This window comes from Psychroflexus sp. S27, assembly GCF_002810405.1.
GTDB classification, from domain to species: domain Bacteria; phylum Bacteroidota; class Bacteroidia; order Flavobacteriales; family Flavobacteriaceae; genus Psychroflexus; species Psychroflexus halocasei_A.
In genome coordinates this window covers 142,302-161,130 of sequence record NZ_NEXQ01000025.1, presented here as the reverse complement: position 1 = coordinate 161,130, position 18,829 = coordinate 142,302, and the positions used below count along the sequence as shown (strand labels likewise).

Below are 18,829 nucleotides of genomic sequence, written 5' to 3'. Positions count from 1 at the left end.
TGAGAATTATCAATTTTAAAAAGCTTCGAAAACACCTAACCCAAAAAGAGCAAAATCATACTTAACAGGATCTTTAGGGTCTAATTTTTTTAAATTGTTGTCGAGTTCCAAAACTGCTTTCGCATCGTTTTGTTTACGATTTAATAAGCCCAGTTTTCTGGCAACGCGACCTGAATGAACATCCAAAGGGCAGGAGAGTTGACTCGGACTTATCTTTGTCCATAAACCAAAATCAACACCTTTTGAATCTTGCCTTACCATCCACCTTAAATACATATTAATGCGTTTCGCAGCTGATTTTTTTAAGGGATCGCTCACATGTTTTTCAGTTCTTTTTTGATGTGGTAAACTGAAGAATTCTTTTTTAAAATGATGAATGCTTTCTTGTAAATTTTTCTGTGGAAGATGTTGTGCAAATACATTTTCAAGTGACTTATGTTTTTGATAGAGTGATTTTAATGCTGTTAAAAAATATTTTAAATCTTCGGCATTAAATGTTCTATGGACGAATCCATCACAAGCTTTGAGATCATTTTTTGTGTGATTTAAAATAAAATCATGTGGCTCATAATCCAGAATTTGAAGCAGTTTTTGCCCATTTTTTAAAATTGATTTTCTGTTGCCCCAAGCAATTGTTGCAATCAAAAAACCTGCAATTTCAATATCTTCTTTTTTCTGAAATTGATGTGGTATATTAATAGGATCAGTGGTGATAAACTTCGGTCTATTGTAAAGTTCAACTTTTTCATCAAGGAAAGATTGAAGTTCTTTTGATGTCATATTTCAATCTTCTACAATTTGTCCATCCTGCATCGTCAATTTTCTATCGGCTAAATCTGCTAACTCTTCATTGTGCGTGACAATTACAAAAGTTTGCCCAAATTGATCTCTTAAATCGAAGAAAAGTTGATGCAAATTTTCAGCAGATTTTGAGTCTAAATTTCCTGAAGGTTCATCAGCAAAAATCACAGCAGGTTCATTAATCAAAGCTCTAGCAACAGCCACACGTTGTTGTTCACCACCGCTTAATTCATTTGGTTTATGTTGAGCGCGATCTTCAAGGCCTAAAAATTTCAAGAGCTCCAAAGCTCTTTTTTCAGCTTTAGCTGTAGGAGTTTTTTTAATAAATGCAGGAATGCAAACGTTTTCTAGCGCTGAAAATTCTGGTAAAAGCTGATGAAACTGAAAAATAAATCCGATGTTTTCATTTCTGAATTTGGCGAGTTTTTTTTCTTTAAGTTGCGTTAAATCTGTACCATTAACAATGATTGATGTTTCATCTTTTTGATCAGCTTTTTCAAGGCTTCCCAAAATTTGAAGCAGAGTCGTTTTTCCTGCACCTGAAGCACCAACAATTGATATGACTTCACTTTTCTTCACATCAATATTTACACCATTTAAAACCCTGAGATCTTTGTAATGCTTAAAGATATTTTTCGCCTTTATCATGAGATTAATTTCTTCTTCAAAATTCTTAATAATATTTTTAAAAGCCTCCTTTATCGGCTACTAATTTATCGTTAATTCCTAAAGAGCCTGGTCTTTGCTCATTAATTTTGTAAGAACTTTGAAATCTAATTTTATTATTATGAAAAAAGCAACTTTTGCTAATGGCTGTTTTTGGTGTACTGAAGCTGTTTTCCAACACCTTAAATTTGTCGAAAATATTGAATCTGGTTTTACAGGTGGTCAAATTAAAAATCCGCCTTATCGAGAAGTCGTGATGGGAAGAACTGGTCACGCTGAGGCGATTCAACTTGATTATGATGATACAAAAATTGATTACGAAACGCTTTTGCATGTTTTTTTTACAACTCACGATCCAACAACTCTAAATCGTCAGGGTTATGATGTAGGTGAGCAATATCGCAGCGAAATATTTTACCATGATGCACAACAGAAAGAAATTGCTGAAGCTGTGATTAAAAAATTAAATGAGAATGTTTTTGATGGAAAAATAGTGACAAAACTTTCAGCTGCTAAAGAATTTTATGTTGCTGAATTTGAACATCAAAACTTTTATCAAAATAATACTGAATTCAGATATTGCCAATTGATCATTGAGCCTAAGTTGAAAAAACTAAGAGAAAGTTTTCAGCATTTATTATCAGAATAAAAAAGCTGCTTTAGAATGTAAATATACTTCTAAAGCAGCTTTAATTATTAAAAATTATCTATTTCTTATTTTCAAGTAAACCAGCACGCCTCAATAAAGCATCAGGGTTTGGTTCTTGTCCTCTAAAGTTTTTGTACAGTTCCATCGGATCTTTTGTGCCGCCTTGCTGTAAGACATTTTCTTTAAATTTCTGAGCTGTTTCTGAATCAAAAATTCCTTTTTCTTTAAACAATTCGAATGCATCTGCATCCAAAACTTCAGCCCATTTATAAGAATAATAACCTGCAGAATAACCACCTTGAAAAATATGTCCAAAAGCTGTGCTCATACAGTTTGTCGGAATATCGGGTAGGAGAGAAGTTTCTTTGAATGCTTTATTTTCATGAGCTTTCACATCAGTGATTTTGCTTGGATTAAGGTTATGCCAAGACATATCTAATTGCCCAAAACTTACCTGTCTGATGGTTTGCAAGCCTTCCATAAAGTTTGAAGATTTTCTGATTTTTTCAATCAATTCCTGCGGGATAACTTCTTCAGTTTTGTAATGCTTTGCAAACAATTCAAGTGCTTCGTGTTCGTAACACCAATTTTCCATTAATTGGCTAGGAAGTTCTACAAAATCCCAATAAACCGATGCACCAGATAATGAAGGGTAAACAGTGTTAGCAAGCATCGCGTGTAAAGCGTGACCAAACTCGTGAAACAATGTTGTGACTTCCATGAAAGTCAACAATGACGGTTGCTTTGCTGATGGTTTTGTGAAATTACAAACAATGGATACTTGTGGGCGTTCTTCTTTTCCATCTTTGACATATTGATCTTTGTAGGTAGTCATCCATGCGCCATCACGTTTTCCAGCACGTGGATGGAAGTCAGCATAAAAAGTGGCTAAAAATTTTCCATTATCATCAGTCACATCAAAAACAAGAACATCTTCATGATAAACATCAATGGTTTTATTTTTTTTAAAATTGACTTGGTAAAGTTTGTGCGCAACTTTAAAAAGTCCGTCAATCACATTATTTAATTCAAAATACTCTTTGAGTTCATCTTCATTTAAGTCGAATTTTTCTTGCTTGAGTTTTTCAGAATAATAAGCTTGATCCCATTTTTGAAAATCTGTTATTTGATCAGTTTTTTCTGCGAAAGATTTTAATTCATCAAATTCTTTAATCGCAGCTGGTTTTGCTTTTGTCAAGATTTCATTTAAAAACGACATCACATTTTCAGGAGTTTTTGCCATGCGTTCTTGAAGAACAAAATCGGCATGTGTTTCAAAACCTAATAATTGCGCGCGTTCATACCTGAGTTTGACGATTTTTAAAACATTTTCAGTATTGTTGTATTCATTGTCTTTGAAGGCTTTAGCACCAATACCTTTGAGCATTTTTTCTCTGAGACTTCTGTTTTTTGCAAACTTCATCACAGGCAGGTAAGTTGGGAAATCAAGTGTTAAGATATAACCCGAAACTTCTTTTTCTTTTGCAAGTGCTTGTGCTGAATCTTTTACTGATTCTGGAACACCATCAAGCTCTTTTTCATCTTCAATATGAAGTTCAAAAGCATTGGTTTCTGCTAAAACATTTTCTCCAAATTGTAATGAAAGTTGAGACAATTGTTTATCAATATCACGAAGCTGTGCCTGTTTTTCTTTTTCTAAATTTGCACCGTTGCGAGTGAAGTTTTTATAAACTTTATCTAATAATCTTTCTTGTTCGTCGTTTAAATCAAGTTCGCTCTTTTGATTGTAAATAGATTTGATTCGCGCGAATAATTTTTCGTTTAAAAGCAAATCATTTGAAAACTCACTCAGTAAAGGAGAAACTTCCTGCGCTGTTTTTTGAATCTCAGGATTCGTTTCAGCTGAATTTAAATTAAAGAAAATACGTGTGACTTTGCCTAACTGATCGCCAGCAAATTCAAGCGCTTCAAGTGTATTTTTAAAAGTAGGTTCAGCGCTTTGTTCAGCGATGGTAGTGATATCTTTTCTTGCATCTTTAAGCGCTTGCTCAATGGCAGGTTTAAAGTGTTCGTTTTTTATTTTTGAAAAAGGAGGGTATTCAAAATGTTGTAATAATGGATTGTCCTGACTCATATTTCGTTCTTTTTTTAGAACTTGTAAAGATACAAATCAGAGTAGAGTAGAGTTCTTAATTTTAACTCAAAACTTAGAGTTAGTGATCATTTTATCAGGGAATTATTTAAACTTACTCATAGTTTTTTAATTTATCTGTGGCTTCAATAACATTATAGTTTTTCCAGAAAGAAGAAGGATAGCGATCAAACTCTTTGATGATGATGCCTTCGTTTTCTTTAATCTCATCAAATTGATTTTTGTTTATTTTATTTTCTGAAATAATAAAAAATTCATCAGAGGTAAAGTTATTGACTTCAGCTAAAATGTTTAATTTAAATTTCATTCTTTCTCGACGGTTGTCCTCATTTTCTTTAAAAATAAACTTTCTATCGACATAGAAATACTGTCCATCGGTCTGTTTGATATATTTTGGATAATATTTGCCTTCAGCATTTTTGAAATACATCATTTCTAAATCATTTCTATAGCTATCGAATTTTACACCGAATAGAAACTTAAGATTTAATTTTTGTTCACTTTTGCCTTCAATAAGCTGTCTCTCAAATTTGACAATGCTATAATTTTCTGCTGTGATGTAAAGTTTTCCTCTGTATTTTGCTCGGTTTCTGTCTGGTTCAAAATTGATGATATAGACCATTTCTCCATTAAAACTTGTGACATCTTCAATTTCAAAACTGTAATCATCAACTTCAGATAGTGGTTCAAACAATCCTGTTTTGAAATTTAGTTGAGGTAAAAAACTTTTATAGGAATTTCTGATATTTTTCGTTTTCGTGCTATCAACTCTTTTTTCCAGTTGTTTATTGATTTTTGATAAATCCAAGGAATCTTCAACTGTGATGATAAAAGTTCTCACTTTAAAACTATTGGAATTTTCTAATTTTTCAAATATTTTTTTAAAAGCTTTGGTTTGAATTTCTTCAATGTCTTGGTCAGCATCCGACGAAACAATTTTAATAGCTTTTTGTGGAATAATCTTTAAAGAATCTTTCTCGTTGAGATAGACATCAACTAATCTTTCCCTGAAATATGTCGTGTTTGAGCCGATAACTGTCTTTGAGGTTTCCTCTAAATCTCTGTTAATTTCTTTTCGTGTCGATTTTTTGATGTAATTGGCTTTTGTAAGTTCAAAGCCGTAATCTTTAAATTTTGTTTTGTATTCTGTTCTTTGAAAAACTTGAAGCTGGTTCGCATCAGTCACGTAATTACTGTCTTTATTTTTAATAAAAAGATCAATTAATTCTCTAGCAGTTAAATTTTCATCTCTCAAAAAAACCTCTGACAATTCATTGATGGCTGGTGTCAAGTAAATACTATCGTTATCTCTAAAACCTACTAAAGCCAAACTGAAAGTTTCAAAACCCATGCTAGATATTTTTAAACTATCTATGTTGCGAGTTCTGGTGGTGTCAACGCTAAATTTGCCTTCAATATTACTGATAACACCATTATTTTTGCCATACTGAATTGTCGCAAATGGAATAGTTTCTTGAGTTGATTTATCCAGAATAGTTCCGCGTAAATTTTGTGCATTCGTTTTGAAAAATAGAAAAACGACGACAAAAACGAATAAGTATTTTATTTTCATATTGATATTTTAAAGGCTAAAAAACCTATTATTTACGCTCGCTTTTTTTTCTTGTGATTACAAAATAGATCACATAAAGCCAACTGAAAATTCCGTGCAGAAAAGCCAGTAAAACTGATTTATTTCTTTCCCATGATGTTACAATGGCAAGTACAGTTCCTAAGCCAACACCACTTGAAATGACAGTGTGGATGATTGGTGTTGTTTCAGTTTCCTGACTGAAGGCTTGAATAGAAAATATAAAAAAGAGAAAAAAGTAGAATTTTGCTTTTGTCATCATAAATCATTTACTGAGTTAAACAAACTTAGTTTTTTTAACTTTAAGAGTGAAATTTATTTTATATGTTATTATTTGTTTAACCAAAAAAGCATCAAACCTTAATGATTTGATGCTTTTTAAATTTTTAGAATCTATTAGAAGTTGATTCCTATTTCTTTTCTTCTTTATTGAAATAAACGAGGTAGTAATACATCTGTCTGTCTTCGTCCCAACCTTTTTCAATATATTTATCAGCGCTATTACCATTGACAAAGTCCATTTTAATTTGAACATTTGTATCTAAATTTATCACGCTTTTTATTTTTTTACGAGCAGCCGTCACAGCCGTATTTGAGATTGGAAATTCAGCCAGATCTTCAATTTTGTATTTAGGGGCTTGCTCAGTTTTATAATTTTGAAACTCAGGTTCTAAGTCTGGATTTTCAATCACATCTTTTAAAAATTCTTGCTCGTTAAAGTTATCGTTAGAAGCAAAGTGATTCATGGCTTTATTCATAAACATCACCTCTTGTTGTTTATCTTCAGCTGGTAAAACCACATCTTTGGCGAAGTTCTCACAAAATTTCAGATATTTTTTGGTGTAGAAATTTTCATCCTCAAAAAAGTCAACGCCTAAAAACTGTTCTAGCCAATATTTAGTATCGTATTTATTAGAGTCAACAGAAAGAACTTTGTAGCCTTGCTCTTTTTCGGTTTCTAAAATCAACGCGCCTTTGTCAAGTTTATTAAGGTAAACCCCTTGTTGCAAAATTAAATCGAGGTTGTTTTGGTTTTCTTCAAATTGTAAGAAATCGTGTTTTAATTCCGATTTAAAAATGCCAATGGCATTCACTTTTTCGTTATCAACTAAAACATTTTCAAAATAAACCACATAAACTTCTCCTCCTTTAATATGTTGATGCATCGATTGTTCAAAAAGGTAAGTTGTGATCTTTTTGGAAATCTCATGCGTTTTTGATGGATTATTAAAAATCTCATTTGCCAAATTGTAGAGATTATGAAACTCTAAATCTGTTTCATGAACGAACTGATAGTAGTTTTCTTCTTTATCTCTGAAAGATTTAAGGAAATACTCTTTGATTAAAGGTGTTAATTCATCAGAAAGTTCGAAAGGTTCTTCTGAAAGAAATAAACTTTCGTTGCGGCTTTTATTACCAACACGATGTATTGACATGCTTTCAATTCGTGCACTATATAAATTTAACATAGAAGGATTTTTTGGTTAAATATCGAAATTTAAAACAGATTTTCATCTTGATTAAACTCCAAAAATAACAATTGTTAGGACTGATGATATCAGTAAAAAAATAATGTTGATTAATTCCAGTTTTGATCGAAATCAAAATCATCTAGACTCTCAAAGCTATCATTAAAACTTTCATTGTCGTCAAAATCATTGTCTTCATCAAGCTTCTCTGCTTCAAAACTTTTTTCAGGTGGATTTTCTGGTAAATGACCTTGGGCAAACATAAGGTTAGGATAATCTTGGCCATCAATTGGTTCAGCAATGTCAGCTAATTCAACATAAAACGTCCACATGCTGAAGAAGTCGTAAACAAAAATCATTTTCGTGTTATCTTCAGAAAAAGCATCTTCAATTGGTGTTTCGTTCATCATCAACACTGATTCTTCGCCACCGCTCATATCGTGTAAAACAATTTCTTCGCCTTGATTCCATTCTTCATCACTTTTGTAAAATGAAGCCATTTCGGTTCCGTCAAATCCAAAAGCTTGAACAATAGCATTGTGTAAATCTTCAAGCGTATCGGTTTTTCTGATTTCAATATCTCTAAAAACGTCGTCTAAAGTGTCAAGTATTATTCTAAATTTAAAAATCATGAAGCTCTTTTTATTGATGATACTTTTTGCTTTTTAAGCAGTGATAAGTAATAAAATTTAAATAACGAAGAAAGTTTAAAGTTGAACTTCTCAGTTTTAAAATTTGAGTTGCAAAGTTCTTAATAAAATCTAGAATAGAAAAGTTGCATTTAATTTTATGATTAATTTTTGAACTGACATTTTATATATCAATGCTACTTTTTCTGTTTACTTACTAAATCTATGCAACGAAAAAACCATTGCTGAAATTAAGAAAAAAGCACCTATTTGATGCGCTAATCCTAGTGAAAGCGGAACTTTATATAGAATTGTATAAACACCAAGTGCAAATTGCATAAACACTAAAATGACAAGAATATTCACGCTGAATTTTTGAGTTGAATTTATTCTGAATTGTCTAGATTTAAACCAAATGATAAAGACAAATAGCACGACGATATAAGCCAATGTTCTGTGGATAAACTGAATGCCGCTAGGGTTTTCAATCAAATTTCTATAAAATGGTTCTAGTAAATAAACGGTATCGTGCATAAACATACCTTCATTCATCATTGGCCAATGGTTGTGTAAAAGTCCAGCTTTTAAGCCAGCGACAAAACCGCCATAAATTATTTGAATTAATAAGATGGAAATTCCTGCAATAATCCAATTCTTCATCGGTTTGATTGCTGGTTTTCGATGAGGATAAACCAGATCTAAAGCCACCCAAAGCGTTAAAGCAAAAGTTATAAAAGCTGTTGTTAAGTGAGCTGCTAATCTAAAATGACTGACATCAGGTTGATCGACTAAACCACTTTTAACCATAAACCAACCTAAAAAACCTTGAAATCCTCCGAGCATGAGAAGTCCGATAGATTTTTTAATCGTTGACTTTGTTAATTGTTTTGTCAATAAAAAGTAGAGGAAAGGAATGATAAAAACCAAACCGATTAAGCGTCCTAAAACTCTGTGGAACCATTCCCAGAAATAAATTGCTTTAAAATCTTCTAACTCAAAATGTGTGTTGTAAGCATTGTATTCAGGAAACTGTTTATAATGTTCAAAGGCGTCCTGCCATTCAGCATCAGATATTGGCGGTATTGTGCCTGAAATTAATTTGTAATTAGACATTGATAAACCAGAGTCTGTGAGTCGGGTAATACCACCCACTAAAACCATAATAAACAATAAAACGCAGCCAGTAATTAACCAAGCGATAACCGTTTTGTTGTCTTTTCTTTTTGTTGCCATTGACCGATTTTATTAAGATCACACAAAGTTACACTTAAGCAAATTAATGTATCTCAATCTTTAATTTGTTTCACTTATTTTTAAGAAATTTATGCTTTCTGTTTGAGTCCTAGTTCTTGAGCCTTATTTAGCATAAATTGATAAGCAGCATCATATTCATTTGGGATGTCGCCTTCTAAAATAGCTTCTTTAATTGTATCCTTGATGATACCAACTTCACGACAAGGTTTAATATCAAAAATAGTCATGATTTCTTGCCCAGAAATTGGTGGTTGAAAATTACGAATGTGGTCGCGTTCTTCAACATCCCTCACGCGTTGTCTTACAATCTTGAAGTTATTATGATATTTTTTATAACGCTTCGGGTTTTTGGTTGTGATATCTGCTTCGCAAAGCATCATTAAATCTTCAAAATAATCTCCAGCGTCTAATATTAAGCGTCTTACAGCAGAATCAGTCACGTTATCGTCAACAATGGCAATAGGTCTTGAGCTTAATAAAACAAGTTTTTGAACAAGTTTCATTTTATCATTCAACGGCATTTTAAGACGTTTGAATAATTTATAAACCATTTTTGAACCAACAAATTCATGTCCGTGGAAAGTCCAACCCACACGTTTACTAAAACGTTTTGTCGGCGCTTTGCCAATATCATGAAGTAAAGCAGCCCAGCGTAACCAAAGGTTGTTTGTTTCTTGAGAAATATTATCGACAACTTCTAAGGTGTGCCAAAAGTTGTCTTTATGTTTTTGACCATCTTTTTCATCAATACCTTCAAGAGCTGTTAATTCAGGCAGAATGAGTGGCAATAGTTTTGTTTTATGAAGCAGTTTAAAACCTGTTGAAGGTTTTTCTGTCAATAGTATTTTATTGATTTCAGTAACGATGCGTTCGTTAGAAATAATCTTTAAACGCTCAGCATTCTTCTCAATAGACTCTAAAGATTTTGGATCGATAAAAAAGTTAAGTTGCGCTGAAAAACGAATTGCTCTCAACATACGCAAAGGATCGTCAGAATAGGTTTCATCGGGATCTAACGGCGTGATGATGAGTTGTTGTTTGAGATGCTCTAAACCATCAAAAGGATCGAGTAATTCTCCAAATTTTTCTGAATTGAGCTGAAGTGCCAAAGCATTAATTGTGAAGTCACGACGATTTTGGTCATCACTTAAACTTCCTTTTTCAACACTGGGCTTTCTGCTATCTTCAGAATAGGATTCTTTTCGCGCACCGACAAACTCAATTTCCAGGTCAAAAGCTTTTAACATTGCCGTTCCGAAAGTTTTAAAAACTTGTACTTTAGGTTTATTAGGCAATAAACTTGCGACTTCTTTTGCTAATGCAATGCCATCGCCAACACAGACAATATCAATGTCCATTTTGTTTTGACGTTTCAGGAAAAAATCTCTTACAAAACCGCCAATCACATAAGTATCAACTTTTAGGTGGTCAGCAGCTTTTGTGATGTAGTTAAAAATCTCATGTTCAAGAGCGTTGGAATAGTTATTATCAGACATATTTATGGTCGAATCACGTGAATTTGTCCAGACTTATCAATCTTTAAAATTTGAGAAGGCTGCGCATTTTTTTTAGATTTTTGCAAATTTACAACATAGTCAACGCCTTTTAAAATTTCAGGCTGTATTTCATTATAATTTTGAGGTGTTGAAACGCCACTGATGTTTGCTGAGGTTGAAATGATAGGTTTACCAAAATTATTAATGAGGCGTTGACAAAACTCTGATTGACTGACACGAACAGCTACCGAATTGTCTTCAGCTAAAAGATTTTGCGCCAATTTTTCATTGGCGTAATAAATAATTGTTGTTGGCTTTTTTGTGTTTTTTAAAATGATTTCAATAGCCTCAGCTGGTACATTTTCAACATAATCTTTTAGCATCTCTATGCTGGAGACCAAACAGATCAAGGCTTTGGAATCGTCTCTTTGTTTAAGATTATATACCTTCTGGACGGCATCAGGGTTTGTTGCATCACAACCGATTCCCCAGACCGTATCCGATGGATAGAGGAGGAGTTTACCATCTTCAAGAATTTGTACTGATTTTTTTAATTCTGCTTGCATAAAGTGGATAAAATGCTAAAATTTACAAAAAAAATTAAATGAAGGTTTTACACGTTACTGGTGCAAAAATATGGGGAGGCAACGAGCAACAACTCTTTAATTTGGTGACAAATTTAAACAAAAATGATCTAGAAAATTATGTTTTTGGTGTGCTTACAATTTAAGAACAATATGATATTTTTTTAGATTTCAAGATATTCAAAAGCTTTTTTTGAAAATTTAATGTTTAATTCTCTACATTCTTCAAGCACATTATCAAAAACTTTTGTATTACTAATTTCACTTTTAAAATCGTCAAATGTTGAAATCGGAATTTTATATTTGAAATCAAAAAATTTAGATGTAGTAGGTATTGCAATAACCTTTCTTTTCATTAGAATAGCCCAATACGTTTGTAACCAAAGTGTCAGAAGACCCAATAAACTCAATCATTTCGTTCATATCTGTTGTGTTAGATGAAATAGGAAAGTGTTTAAATTTATTTTTCAAGTCATTATCTTTTATTGACTTATGATTAAAAAGTAGACCAATATCGTGTTTTATGGTATACTCTTTATCGAAAGAAGAATCTAAACAACTCACACAAGGTATCCAAAAATCTTTTTGATTATTTGCATAGTCTCTAGTTCCTGTTAGGCCGAAATTACTTGTATCAATCCAGTATTGATTGGTTTTTAAATATTTTTGATAATCAATTTCGTTATGACCAGCTCCCCATATGACAATCTTTTTCCCCTTTTTGCTTAAAGATTCAAACATTTCCATTTGTAAGTTAAAATGTTTGATGTTAAATAGTCCGCCACCACCTATTATTAAACTTTTCTGTAATATTTCATTTTTGAAATTATCTGTAACACTTTTTTTTCTTGATCTTAAATCTGAAATGTCTAGAGCTTTATGTTCTAATTTTTTAAAAAATTGGTGAGGTGCACAATAATAATCTCCAATGTTATTAGGGTTCAATCGATGAATATTAACTACTCCATTATTATTAATAGGTTGATTTAGAATCTCATTAATAATGTTATTTTTTCTTTTTTTAGAGCTTATTGTCAAATGGTAATTTAGCATATTTTATATAGTTAGTCATCAAAGCAGTCAAATATTTTTTTCTTAAAAAATATTTATAAAAACTGATCAACGCCTTTTTCGCAATAAGTCAGTTTTTTCTCAGTAGTTTGTTCTTCAATTTCTCTGTTGATATCAATATGAGATTTTGATTGTTCTTTATGATAAATATGATAAGCAATCCCTGCAAATTTAAGGCGCTTACCTTTGATACCAATATTATGCAATCGCTGAATCATTTCAGAATCATCGATTCCCCAGCCAACAAGATTTTCATTGAAACCATTTACTTTGATAAAATCTTCTCGCCAAAAAGACATATTGCATCCGCGTAATTTTCGAGAGCGTTCATCAACAGGTTTATAGATATTTGTTAGTGCTGGAAAATACAACGTTCGTCCGCGTTTTTTAATTCCTTTTGAGAAATAATTAAAATGGATTTGTTTTTTTTCGATCAATTCTTCAAGATATTCCTCTTGAATGTTTGCTCTTGAACCATATAGGTAAAGTCCTTTTTTTGCGAAATTTAGATGATCTTTTACAAAATTTTTATGCATAATAATGTCACCATCAATTTCAACAATATAAGGATATTTAGCCTTAGCAATCGCTTGATTCATAATACGAGGCTTGCGATTTGCTTTGTCTTCATGCCAAACGTGAATTAGTGGCACTGGAAAATTCTTTTGAAACTTTTCAATTAAATTTTTAGTTTCTTCAGTTGAACCATCATCAGCAACAATCACTTCGTCAGGTAGTTGAGTTTGATCTAAAATACTGAGTAACAAAAGTTCAAGCGCTTCGGGCCAATTATAAGTTGGTGTAATAAGACTTGATTTCGTAACATTAGACATTTTGATATTCAATTTAATGTAATTTGTGAGTAAAATTAATAATACTATTAGCAGGAATTTACTGATACCTAAGTTTTTTATTTGAAAATTTTAAGATGCTTAAACCATTGGCCGAAATTTTTTCTAATTAAGTACACTTTAGATATTCTTAAATTTGAAGTTTTGTGTATTGTTTTTTTAAATTCATTAAGATCTTTTTGATTAAAGTACTCTAAATCTTTCCAAACTTTAGGATCTAAATAAAATGTATTTTTAATTTTATGATAATTGTATTTATTAGCACTTTTCCATTTACAAAAAAAACTTTTATTAAGCTCATTAGTGTGGCCCCAATTATTTAATTTAAATTTTAGTTCCTCTTCATCTCTGGATAAGCTTTCATGAATTAATAGATTATCTGTGTAAATTATTCGTTCTTTAGTTTTACGAGCCAACTTGTAATTGGGAAAATTAGTAGCTAAAAGAACTTTTGTGGGTTTTTTTACATATAAAATTCCATCATCTAAATATTTATAGATATTTATTAAAAAACCTGAAACTTGTATTGGGTTAGTTTTAGGTTTTTTTAAATAGTGATCATACTTTCTCAATGTATCAATAAATTTTTTAAAGTCTATAAATATTTCGTCAGCATCTATTTGAATAAGCCAATTCCCTATACCCATTTTTATAGATAGCATATGACGTTCTCTAGTGTCATTTTGTATGGGAGAAAGTTCTGGTTTAAAAAAGTTATCTTTGTAAATGATAATCTTATTTTCTGTATCAAATTTCTTTAACCATAAGAAAAAATTATTATCGATAACAAAAACTTCACCCGACCAAGTTCTTAAATTTTTATCTATTGCCAAATAAATAGCATCGGAATATTTATAAACTGCTGGAATAGATTTTTTTAATCTATTGTAATCGTAAGATAATAAAAATCCAACTTTAATTTTTCTCATGTTTCACTAATATTTTGTTTATATAAATGTATTTTGCTAAAGTAAAATAAATATAATAATGGTGAATAATGATAGATTTTTAAAAAAACTAATTAGTATTATAATACCTAGTTATAATGCTAGTGATTTTATTGATAATGTATTAAATAGCGTATTAAACCAATCTTATTTATATTGGGAGTGCATTATTATTAATGATGGTAGTACAGATGGAACAGAAGAAAAAGTTAACTTATGGATAAAAAAGGACATTCGCTTTAAGCTAGTTACAATAAGAAACAAAGGTGTTTCTTCTGCACGAAATGAAGGTCTTAAACATGTTAGGGGAGAATATATATTTTTTTTAGATTCTGATGATTTGCTTGATAAGGAATGTTTAAATGATTTAATTAAATTAACAAATAGCGATATTGATATCGTCATTGGAAAAAACGCTTCTACATATGGTCAAACAAAAAAAATTAATAAAAAGTTAAGGCATAACAAGTTAGTTAATAGGGAATTAAGTGATTTAGATTTTTTAGAACTCTCTTTAAGAGAGCCTTTTGATATTGTTGTGTGGAATAAGCTTTATAGTTCAAAATTTATCTTTTCAAAAAACTTAAATTTTATTGATAAAATTTTGCATGAAGATGAAATGTGGTTTTTTGAAACCATGTATTATGCCAAAAATATAATCTTTAATTCTAAAGTTACTTATTATTATAATATTGCTAACTATCATTCAATAACTAAAAATTACACATTAAAAAATCTTAAGTCTTGTATTTTTATTATTAATAATATTTATTTAAATTATTATTTAAAAGAAAATAATGCAAAGAAAAAATCTATTATAGGAGCTTACATACTAAACCTTCAGATTACTACTATTTCTGCTTTTTTTAGATTTATGAGATTTCATAAGTGCTTTGGTTTTAGAGAAGAAGGGTTAATGATGATTAAAAAGCATTTGAAGCAATTGAATGCTATAGAATATAATCAAATAAATATAAAAAAGGCTAAACAATTTGAAATACTTAAACTTTATGCAATTGATAATCCTGAAATATCCTATAGATTAATCAGAAATCTAAATAAAAACAATATTTTAAAGTATTTAGAGAATTTGTTTTTAAAATACAAGCTAAATTTGCGACTTTAAATAAATTATGCGAGCAGTATTTAATCCGATTTACCAAAAAGACAAAGAAGAACTCTTGTCTTTCATCGAAAATTTTCAGAACTCAGGTGAAGATTTTGGAAATGGTGACAGAAACCGGATCAAATTATTTGATTTTAAAGGGCAGAAAATAAACATTAAAGCCTTCAAAACGCCAAATGCAATGAACCAATTTGCCTATAAATATATACGACACTCTAAAGCTGAGCGATCTTTTGAGTATGCAAATAAACTTACTGATTTAGGTATTGGAACGCCAAAACCAGTGGCTTATATTGAAAATTATGGTGGTTTAGGCTTAAAGGATTCTTATTACATCAGTTTTCATGATGAACCAAAATATACTTATCGTGACTTAGTTCACGATTCAGAAATAGATAATCACGAGAAAATATTAAGAGCTTTTACAGCTTTTTCTTTTGATTTACATGAGAAAGAAGTTGAGTTTTTAGATCATTCTCCAGGTAATACGCTCATTTTTGAAAATGAAAATTCATACGGCTTTAAGTTGGTAGATTTAAACAGAATGAATTTTAGATCTTTAAATTTTGATGAGCGTATGCGTAATATGAGGAGACTCACGCCACACAAAATTATGGTTGAAATCATGAGTGATGAATACGCTAAACTATCTCAACGACCTTTTGAAGAAGTTTTTGAAAAAATGTGGTTTTATACGGTTGAGTTTCAAGCAAAGTTTCATCGTAAACAACGTTTGAAAAAGAAAATTAAATTCTGGAAGAAATAATCAAGCAGTCGATTTTTCAGGTAAAGCATTTAATCTTTTGAGTTCAGGGTATCTGTGATAAACACTTAAAGCATTGAGGTAGCAGATAATGATTCCTTTTTTCCCATCCAAAATGCCAAGACGTATAAAGTAGCTATGAAAAAACCTATAAGCAGGTTTGATGATAAAATGATAAAAGTTAGGTTTTACGCCTTTTTGATGTAGTTCTTGTGCTTTGAGATGTGCATAACTGATCATTTTTGCTTTGTAGGATTGATAGTCAAGATATGAATAATGAATCAGCTTGTTTTTTAAAGTTTTTGTACTGCCGTTAACTGATAAAATTTCATGAACCAATCTTTCTTTGGTGTAAATAGCTTTGGATTTTTTAAATAATCGAACATTCTTATCAGTTTGCCAACCACTAAAGTTAAGATTTTTGTCTTTGAATTTAAATTTTCTTTTAAAAAAATAAGCATCAGCTGTATGAGGTTTTTCTATTTCATTTAAAATCTCAGTTTTTAGTTCAGGCGTTATTCTTTCATCGGCATCAAGAAAAAGAATCCAGTCATTTTCAGCATAAGTAAGTGCCAAATTTCTTTGATCTGTAAAGTTTTTAAACTTATTTTGATAAAGCTTCACTTGAGGAAATGTCTTAATAATTTCAATTGTTTTATCAGTTGAAAATGAGTCTAGTACAATGATTTCATCCACAAAATGAAGATTTTCAATAACAGATTTGATATTTCTTTCTTCATTAAGTGTGATAATCAGTCCAGTGATTTTAGGCTTAATTTGAGACATTAAGAAGTTTTACTTTGAATAACTACAAAGTACGCAAAACTAAACTATTGTTATGAGTCTCTAAAATAATTTTTGATTTTTAAAACCTTAAATCATTTTAAAAATCAAACTTAAATTGAATTAAACTTCTATTTTTGTCAAAATTTTCAATAGATGCAAGCGTCAGTTATTATCAGTACATACAACAAACCAGAATGGTTAAGAAAAGTTCTGATAGGCTATGCATGCCAAGATTTTAAGGGCTTTGAAATTGTTATCGCTGATGATGGTTCTGGTCCAGAAACAGCTGAAATGCTTGATGAGATTCAAAAACAAACCGATTTAACTATTAATCATGTTTGGCATCCTGATGAAGGTTTTCAAAAAACACGAATCTTAAATAAAGCCATTATTGCTTCATCTACAGATTATCTTATTTTCACAGATGGCGACTGTATTCCTCGAAAAGACTTTGTAAAATCTCATATTGAGAATAGAGAAAAATCAACATTTTTATCTGGGGGACACTTTCCTTTAACGATGGAAATTTCTGAGTTAATTGACGAAAGTGATATTATTTCTCAGGAATGCTTTGATATTGGTTGGTTAAAATCTAAAGGTTTAAAGTCTAATTTCAAGAATGTAAAACTCAGTAAAAGTAAGGGTGTCACGCATTTAATGAATTTTATTACGCCAACAAAAGCCACATGGAATGGTGGGAATGCATCTGCTTGGAAGAAGGATATTCTTTCGGTTAATGGTTTTGATGAACGTATGAAATATGGAGGCGAAGACAGAGAGTTTGGCGAAAGGCTTGAAAACGCTGGCTTAGAAGCAAAACGCGTCAGGTATTTTGCAATTGTTGTTCATTTAGAGCACGAAAGAGGTTATGTGACTGATGAAGCTTGGCAGAAAAATGATGCTATTAGATCAGAAACAAAATCTCTTAAAAGAATTAAAACAAGCCATGGTCTTAATTTACATACTGATTGATAAATCTCTCTAATTTAGGTAGAAATAATTCAGGCTTAAAAGCTTGGTACAATTCAGATGACTTTTCTTTTAAAATTTTAGTTGGTTCTTTACACAAGTCAGGTTTATAATCATTGAGATGCACGGAAGCATTTGGATGATTTTTCTCAAAACTGTTCCAGCCATCTTTTAAAATCCACGGTGAAAATATTGCAAAACTCGGCACATCTAAAGCTTTAGCCATATTAATTGTTCCACCTTCATTGCCAATAATCGCTCTACATTGATCGCAAAGCGTCATAAATCCTCTTAAAGATTCAGCGGTTAATTCAAGGTTGATTTTTTGTTGTGTTTTTTTAGAACAGAGATCATATAATGTTTGAACTTCTTTTTTCTGCTGTGGTAAATAATTAAAGATCAGATTAAAATCAGTTAGAGAAGTCATAAAGTCTAAAACTTGCGCCATGTATTCAATTGGATAAGTCTTGCTATTATTACTCCCCATTGAGCTAATCATAATAGTTTTATGACCTGATAAACCATGATTTTTAAAAATTTCAGCAGCCGAATTTTTCTCTTCTTTAGTCAGATATATTTTTGGTTTATTGCTATAAACCTTGACATCTTTTAAAGTTTTTAATAATTTTATTCTGTTGTCAATGGCAGTGCCAGCTTCTGAATGATTAACGGACAATTCTTTGAAGGTTTTCTGATAAATCCAGCTTGTATAAGGCTTATAGTAACTTGCTTTAAAGGAAGCTTTGCTGAAAAGCGAGACGAGATTGCTTTCTATCTTTCCGTAAGCATCAAAAACATGGGTATATTTTTCTTTTTTAATAGAACCTAAAAACTTGAACAATTCAGTTTTACTTTTTCTAAATTGATCTTCAAATAAAATGAACTTGTCGATATAAGGATTTCCCTGAACCACAGGTTTACAAAATGCATTGACCAAATAGTGAACCTCTGCTTCAGGAAAATTCTTTTTTAAATTTTCACAAATCAAACTGCTGATCAAAACATCTCCGATCATTTTTTGTTGAATGACAAGTATTTTCATAAATCAGCTTTTATTTTATCGT

20 protein-coding genes are annotated in these 18,829 nt (G+C 30.9%); 5 read left to right on the top strand and 15 right to left on the bottom strand.

The features are described from left to right. Positions 1–15: 15 nt before the first annotated feature. The gene (locus CAP47_RS11015) at positions 16–780 is read right to left on the bottom strand and encodes a TIGR02757 family protein (RefSeq protein ID WP_100776668.1); all 765 of its coding nucleotides are present in this window, start codon (positions 778–780) and stop codon (positions 16–18) included. A 3-nt stretch (positions 781–783) separates the two neighbouring features. Next, positions 784–1,449, bottom strand: coding sequence for an ABC transporter ATP-binding protein (locus CAP47_RS11010; RefSeq protein ID WP_093239515.1), 666 nt, complete (start codon positions 1,447–1,449; stop codon positions 784–786). A 139-nt stretch (positions 1,450–1,588) separates the two neighbouring features. On the opposite strand from CAP47_RS11010, the gene msrA reads away from it, so the two are divergent. Next, entirely contained in the window at positions 1,589–2,116 is a 528-nt protein-coding gene (msrA, locus tag CAP47_RS11005; RefSeq protein ID WP_093239512.1) for a peptide-methionine (S)-S-oxide reductase MsrA, read from the top strand. A 58-nt stretch (positions 2,117–2,174) separates the two neighbouring features. On the opposite strand, the gene CAP47_RS11000 is transcribed toward msrA, so the two are convergent. The 8 genes from CAP47_RS11000 to CAP47_RS10965 form a co-directional block, all read right to left on the bottom strand. Continuing rightward, the gene (locus tag CAP47_RS11000) at positions 2,175–4,211 is read right to left on the bottom strand and encodes a M3 family metallopeptidase (RefSeq protein ID WP_100776667.1); all 2,037 of its coding nucleotides are present in this window, start codon (positions 4,209–4,211) and stop codon (positions 2,175–2,177) included. 112 nt (positions 4,212–4,323) lie between these two features. Then, complete coding sequence (locus tag CAP47_RS10995) at positions 4,324–5,802, bottom strand: carboxypeptidase-like regulatory domain-containing protein (protein ID WP_100776666.1); 1,479 nt, start codon at positions 5,800–5,802, stop codon at positions 4,324–4,326. A gap of 28 nt (positions 5,803–5,830) precedes the next feature. Continuing rightward, positions 5,831–6,079, bottom strand: a complete 249-nt coding sequence (locus CAP47_RS10990) for a hypothetical protein (RefSeq protein ID WP_100776716.1) — start codon at positions 6,077–6,079, stop codon at positions 5,831–5,833. Positions 6,080–6,230: 151 nt separating this feature from the next. Next, positions 6,231–7,289, bottom strand: a complete 1,059-nt coding sequence (locus CAP47_RS10985) for a nucleoid-associated protein (protein WP_100776665.1) — start codon at positions 7,287–7,289, stop codon at positions 6,231–6,233. Between the two features lie 110 nt (positions 7,290–7,399). Then, on the bottom strand, positions 7,400–7,921 hold the full coding sequence (locus CAP47_RS10980) for an IS1096 element passenger TnpR family protein (protein ID WP_100776664.1): 522 nt from the start codon (positions 7,919–7,921) through the stop codon (positions 7,400–7,402). Positions 7,922–8,128: 207 nt separating this feature from the next. Then, entirely contained in the window at positions 8,129–9,151 is a 1,023-nt protein-coding gene (locus tag CAP47_RS10975; protein WP_100776663.1) for a COX15/CtaA family protein, read from the bottom strand. An 89-nt stretch (positions 9,152–9,240) separates the two neighbouring features. Beyond that, complete coding sequence (locus CAP47_RS10970; protein ID WP_100776662.1) at positions 9,241–10,668, bottom strand: CCA tRNA nucleotidyltransferase; 1,428 nt, start codon at positions 10,666–10,668, stop codon at positions 9,241–9,243. Between the two features lie 2 nt (positions 10,669–10,670). After that, a complete protein-coding gene (locus CAP47_RS10965) occupies positions 10,671–11,234 on the bottom strand; it encodes an L-threonylcarbamoyladenylate synthase (RefSeq protein ID WP_100776661.1) in 564 nt (187 codons plus the stop codon). A 38-nt stretch (positions 11,235–11,272) separates the two neighbouring features. On the opposite strand from CAP47_RS10965, the gene CAP47_RS12545 reads away from it, so the two are divergent. Continuing rightward, complete coding sequence (locus CAP47_RS12545; protein ID WP_262502136.1) at positions 11,273–11,398, top strand: hypothetical protein; 126 nt, start codon at positions 11,273–11,275, stop codon at positions 11,396–11,398. 172 nt (positions 11,399–11,570) lie between these two features. Here the strand turns inward: CAP47_RS12545 and CAP47_RS10955 are convergent, their stop codons facing one another. From CAP47_RS10955 to CAP47_RS10945, 3 genes are all read right to left on the bottom strand, one after another. Beyond that, positions 11,571–12,305, bottom strand: a complete 735-nt coding sequence (locus tag CAP47_RS10955) for a hypothetical protein (RefSeq protein ID WP_100776659.1) — start codon at positions 12,303–12,305, stop codon at positions 11,571–11,573. Between the two features lie 53 nt (positions 12,306–12,358). After that, positions 12,359–13,156, bottom strand: coding sequence for a glycosyltransferase family 2 protein (locus tag CAP47_RS10950; RefSeq protein WP_100776658.1), 798 nt, complete (start codon positions 13,154–13,156; stop codon positions 12,359–12,361). A 77-nt stretch (positions 13,157–13,233) separates the two neighbouring features. Continuing rightward, positions 13,234–14,103, bottom strand: a complete 870-nt coding sequence (locus CAP47_RS10945; protein ID WP_100776657.1) for a hypothetical protein — start codon at positions 14,101–14,103, stop codon at positions 13,234–13,236. A gap of 58 nt (positions 14,104–14,161) precedes the next feature. Between CAP47_RS10945 and CAP47_RS10940 the strand changes: the two genes are divergently transcribed. Beyond that, the gene (locus CAP47_RS10940) at positions 14,162–15,247 is read left to right on the top strand and encodes a glycosyltransferase family 2 protein (RefSeq protein WP_100776656.1); all 1,086 of its coding nucleotides are present in this window, start codon (positions 14,162–14,164) and stop codon (positions 15,245–15,247) included. 7 nt (positions 15,248–15,254) lie between these two features. Next, entirely contained in the window at positions 15,255–16,013 is a 759-nt protein-coding gene (locus tag CAP47_RS10935) for a Kdo domain containing protein (protein ID WP_100776655.1), read from the top strand. Here CAP47_RS10935 and CAP47_RS10930 read toward each other — a convergent pair whose 3' ends face one another. Beyond that, positions 16,014–16,796 (bottom strand): glycosyltransferase family 2 protein, encoded by a 783-nt coding sequence (locus CAP47_RS10930; protein ID WP_100776654.1) that lies wholly within the window; start codon positions 16,794–16,796, stop codon positions 16,014–16,016. It abuts the gene before it with no gap. Between the two features lie 153 nt (positions 16,797–16,949). Here CAP47_RS10930 and CAP47_RS10925 point away from each other — a divergent pair, with 153 nt between their 5' ends. Then, entirely contained in the window at positions 16,950–17,768 is an 819-nt protein-coding gene (locus CAP47_RS10925) for a glycosyltransferase family 2 protein (RefSeq protein WP_100776653.1), read from the top strand. Here the strand turns inward: CAP47_RS10925 and CAP47_RS10920 are convergent. Beyond that, positions 17,749–18,807 carry a glycosyltransferase family 9 protein gene (locus CAP47_RS10920; RefSeq protein WP_100776652.1) on the bottom strand — a complete coding sequence of 353 codons (1,059 nt, stop codon included), beginning with the start codon at positions 18,805–18,807 and terminating at the stop codon, positions 17,749–17,751. The two genes, CAP47_RS10925 and CAP47_RS10920, sit on opposite strands and share 20 nt — an antisense overlap. Positions 18,808–18,829 lie beyond the last annotated feature (22 nt).

Excerpts from the sequence above, each read along its gene's own strand:
- CAP47_RS10970 (WP_100776662.1), bottom strand. The coding sequence starts at position 10,668 with ATGTCTGATAATAACTATTCCAACGCTCTTGAACATGAGATTTTTAAC.
- CAP47_RS10985 (WP_100776665.1), bottom strand. The coding sequence starts at position 7,289 with ATGTTAAATTTATATAGTGCACGAATTGAAAGCATGTCAATACATCGT.
- CAP47_RS10955 (WP_100776659.1), bottom strand. The coding sequence starts at position 12,305 with ATGCTAAATTACCATTTGACAATAAGCTCTAAAAAAAGAAAAAATAAC.
- CAP47_RS10935 (WP_100776655.1), top strand. The coding sequence starts at position 15,255 with ATGCGAGCAGTATTTAATCCGATTTACCAAAAAGACAAAGAAGAACTC.
- CAP47_RS11000 (WP_100776667.1), bottom strand. The coding sequence starts at position 4,211 with ATGAGTCAGGACAATCCATTATTACAACATTTTGAATACCCTCCTTTT.
- CAP47_RS11010 (WP_093239515.1), bottom strand. The coding sequence starts at position 1,449 with ATGATAAAGGCGAAAAATATCTTTAAGCATTACAAAGATCTCAGGGTT.
- CAP47_RS10965 (WP_100776661.1), bottom strand. The coding sequence starts at position 11,234 with ATGCAAGCAGAATTAAAAAAATCAGTACAAATTCTTGAAGATGGTAAA.
- CAP47_RS10995 (WP_100776666.1), bottom strand. The coding sequence starts at position 5,802 with ATGAAAATAAAATACTTATTCGTTTTTGTCGTCGTTTTTCTATTTTTC.
- CAP47_RS10975 (WP_100776663.1), bottom strand. The coding sequence starts at position 9,151 with ATGGCAACAAAAAGAAAAGACAACAAAACGGTTATCGCTTGGTTAATT.
- CAP47_RS10950 (WP_100776658.1), bottom strand. The coding sequence starts at position 13,156 with ATGTCTAATGTTACGAAATCAAGTCTTATTACACCAACTTATAATTGG.
- msrA (WP_093239512.1), top strand. The coding sequence starts at position 1,589 with ATGAAAAAAGCAACTTTTGCTAATGGCTGTTTTTGGTGTACTGAAGCT.
- CAP47_RS10945 (WP_100776657.1), bottom strand. The coding sequence starts at position 14,103 with ATGAGAAAAATTAAAGTTGGATTTTTATTATCTTACGATTACAATAGA.
- CAP47_RS11015 (WP_100776668.1), bottom strand. The coding sequence starts at position 780 with ATGACATCAAAAGAACTTCAATCTTTCCTTGATGAAAAAGTTGAACTT.
- CAP47_RS10940 (WP_100776656.1), top strand. The coding sequence starts at position 14,162 with ATGGTGAATAATGATAGATTTTTAAAAAAACTAATTAGTATTATAATA.
- CAP47_RS10930 (WP_100776654.1), bottom strand. The coding sequence starts at position 16,796 with ATGTCTCAAATTAAGCCTAAAATCACTGGACTGATTATCACACTTAAT.
- CAP47_RS10925 (WP_100776653.1), top strand. The coding sequence starts at position 16,950 with ATGCAAGCGTCAGTTATTATCAGTACATACAACAAACCAGAATGGTTA.
- CAP47_RS10920 (WP_100776652.1), bottom strand. The coding sequence starts at position 18,807 with ATGAAAATACTTGTCATTCAACAAAAAATGATCGGAGATGTTTTGATC.
- CAP47_RS10990 (WP_100776716.1), bottom strand. The coding sequence starts at position 6,079 with ATGACAAAAGCAAAATTCTACTTTTTTCTCTTTTTTATATTTTCTATT.
- CAP47_RS12545 (WP_262502136.1), top strand. The coding sequence starts at position 11,273 with ATGAAGGTTTTACACGTTACTGGTGCAAAAATATGGGGAGGCAACGAG.
- CAP47_RS10980 (WP_100776664.1), bottom strand. The coding sequence starts at position 7,921 with ATGATTTTTAAATTTAGAATAATACTTGACACTTTAGACGACGTTTTT.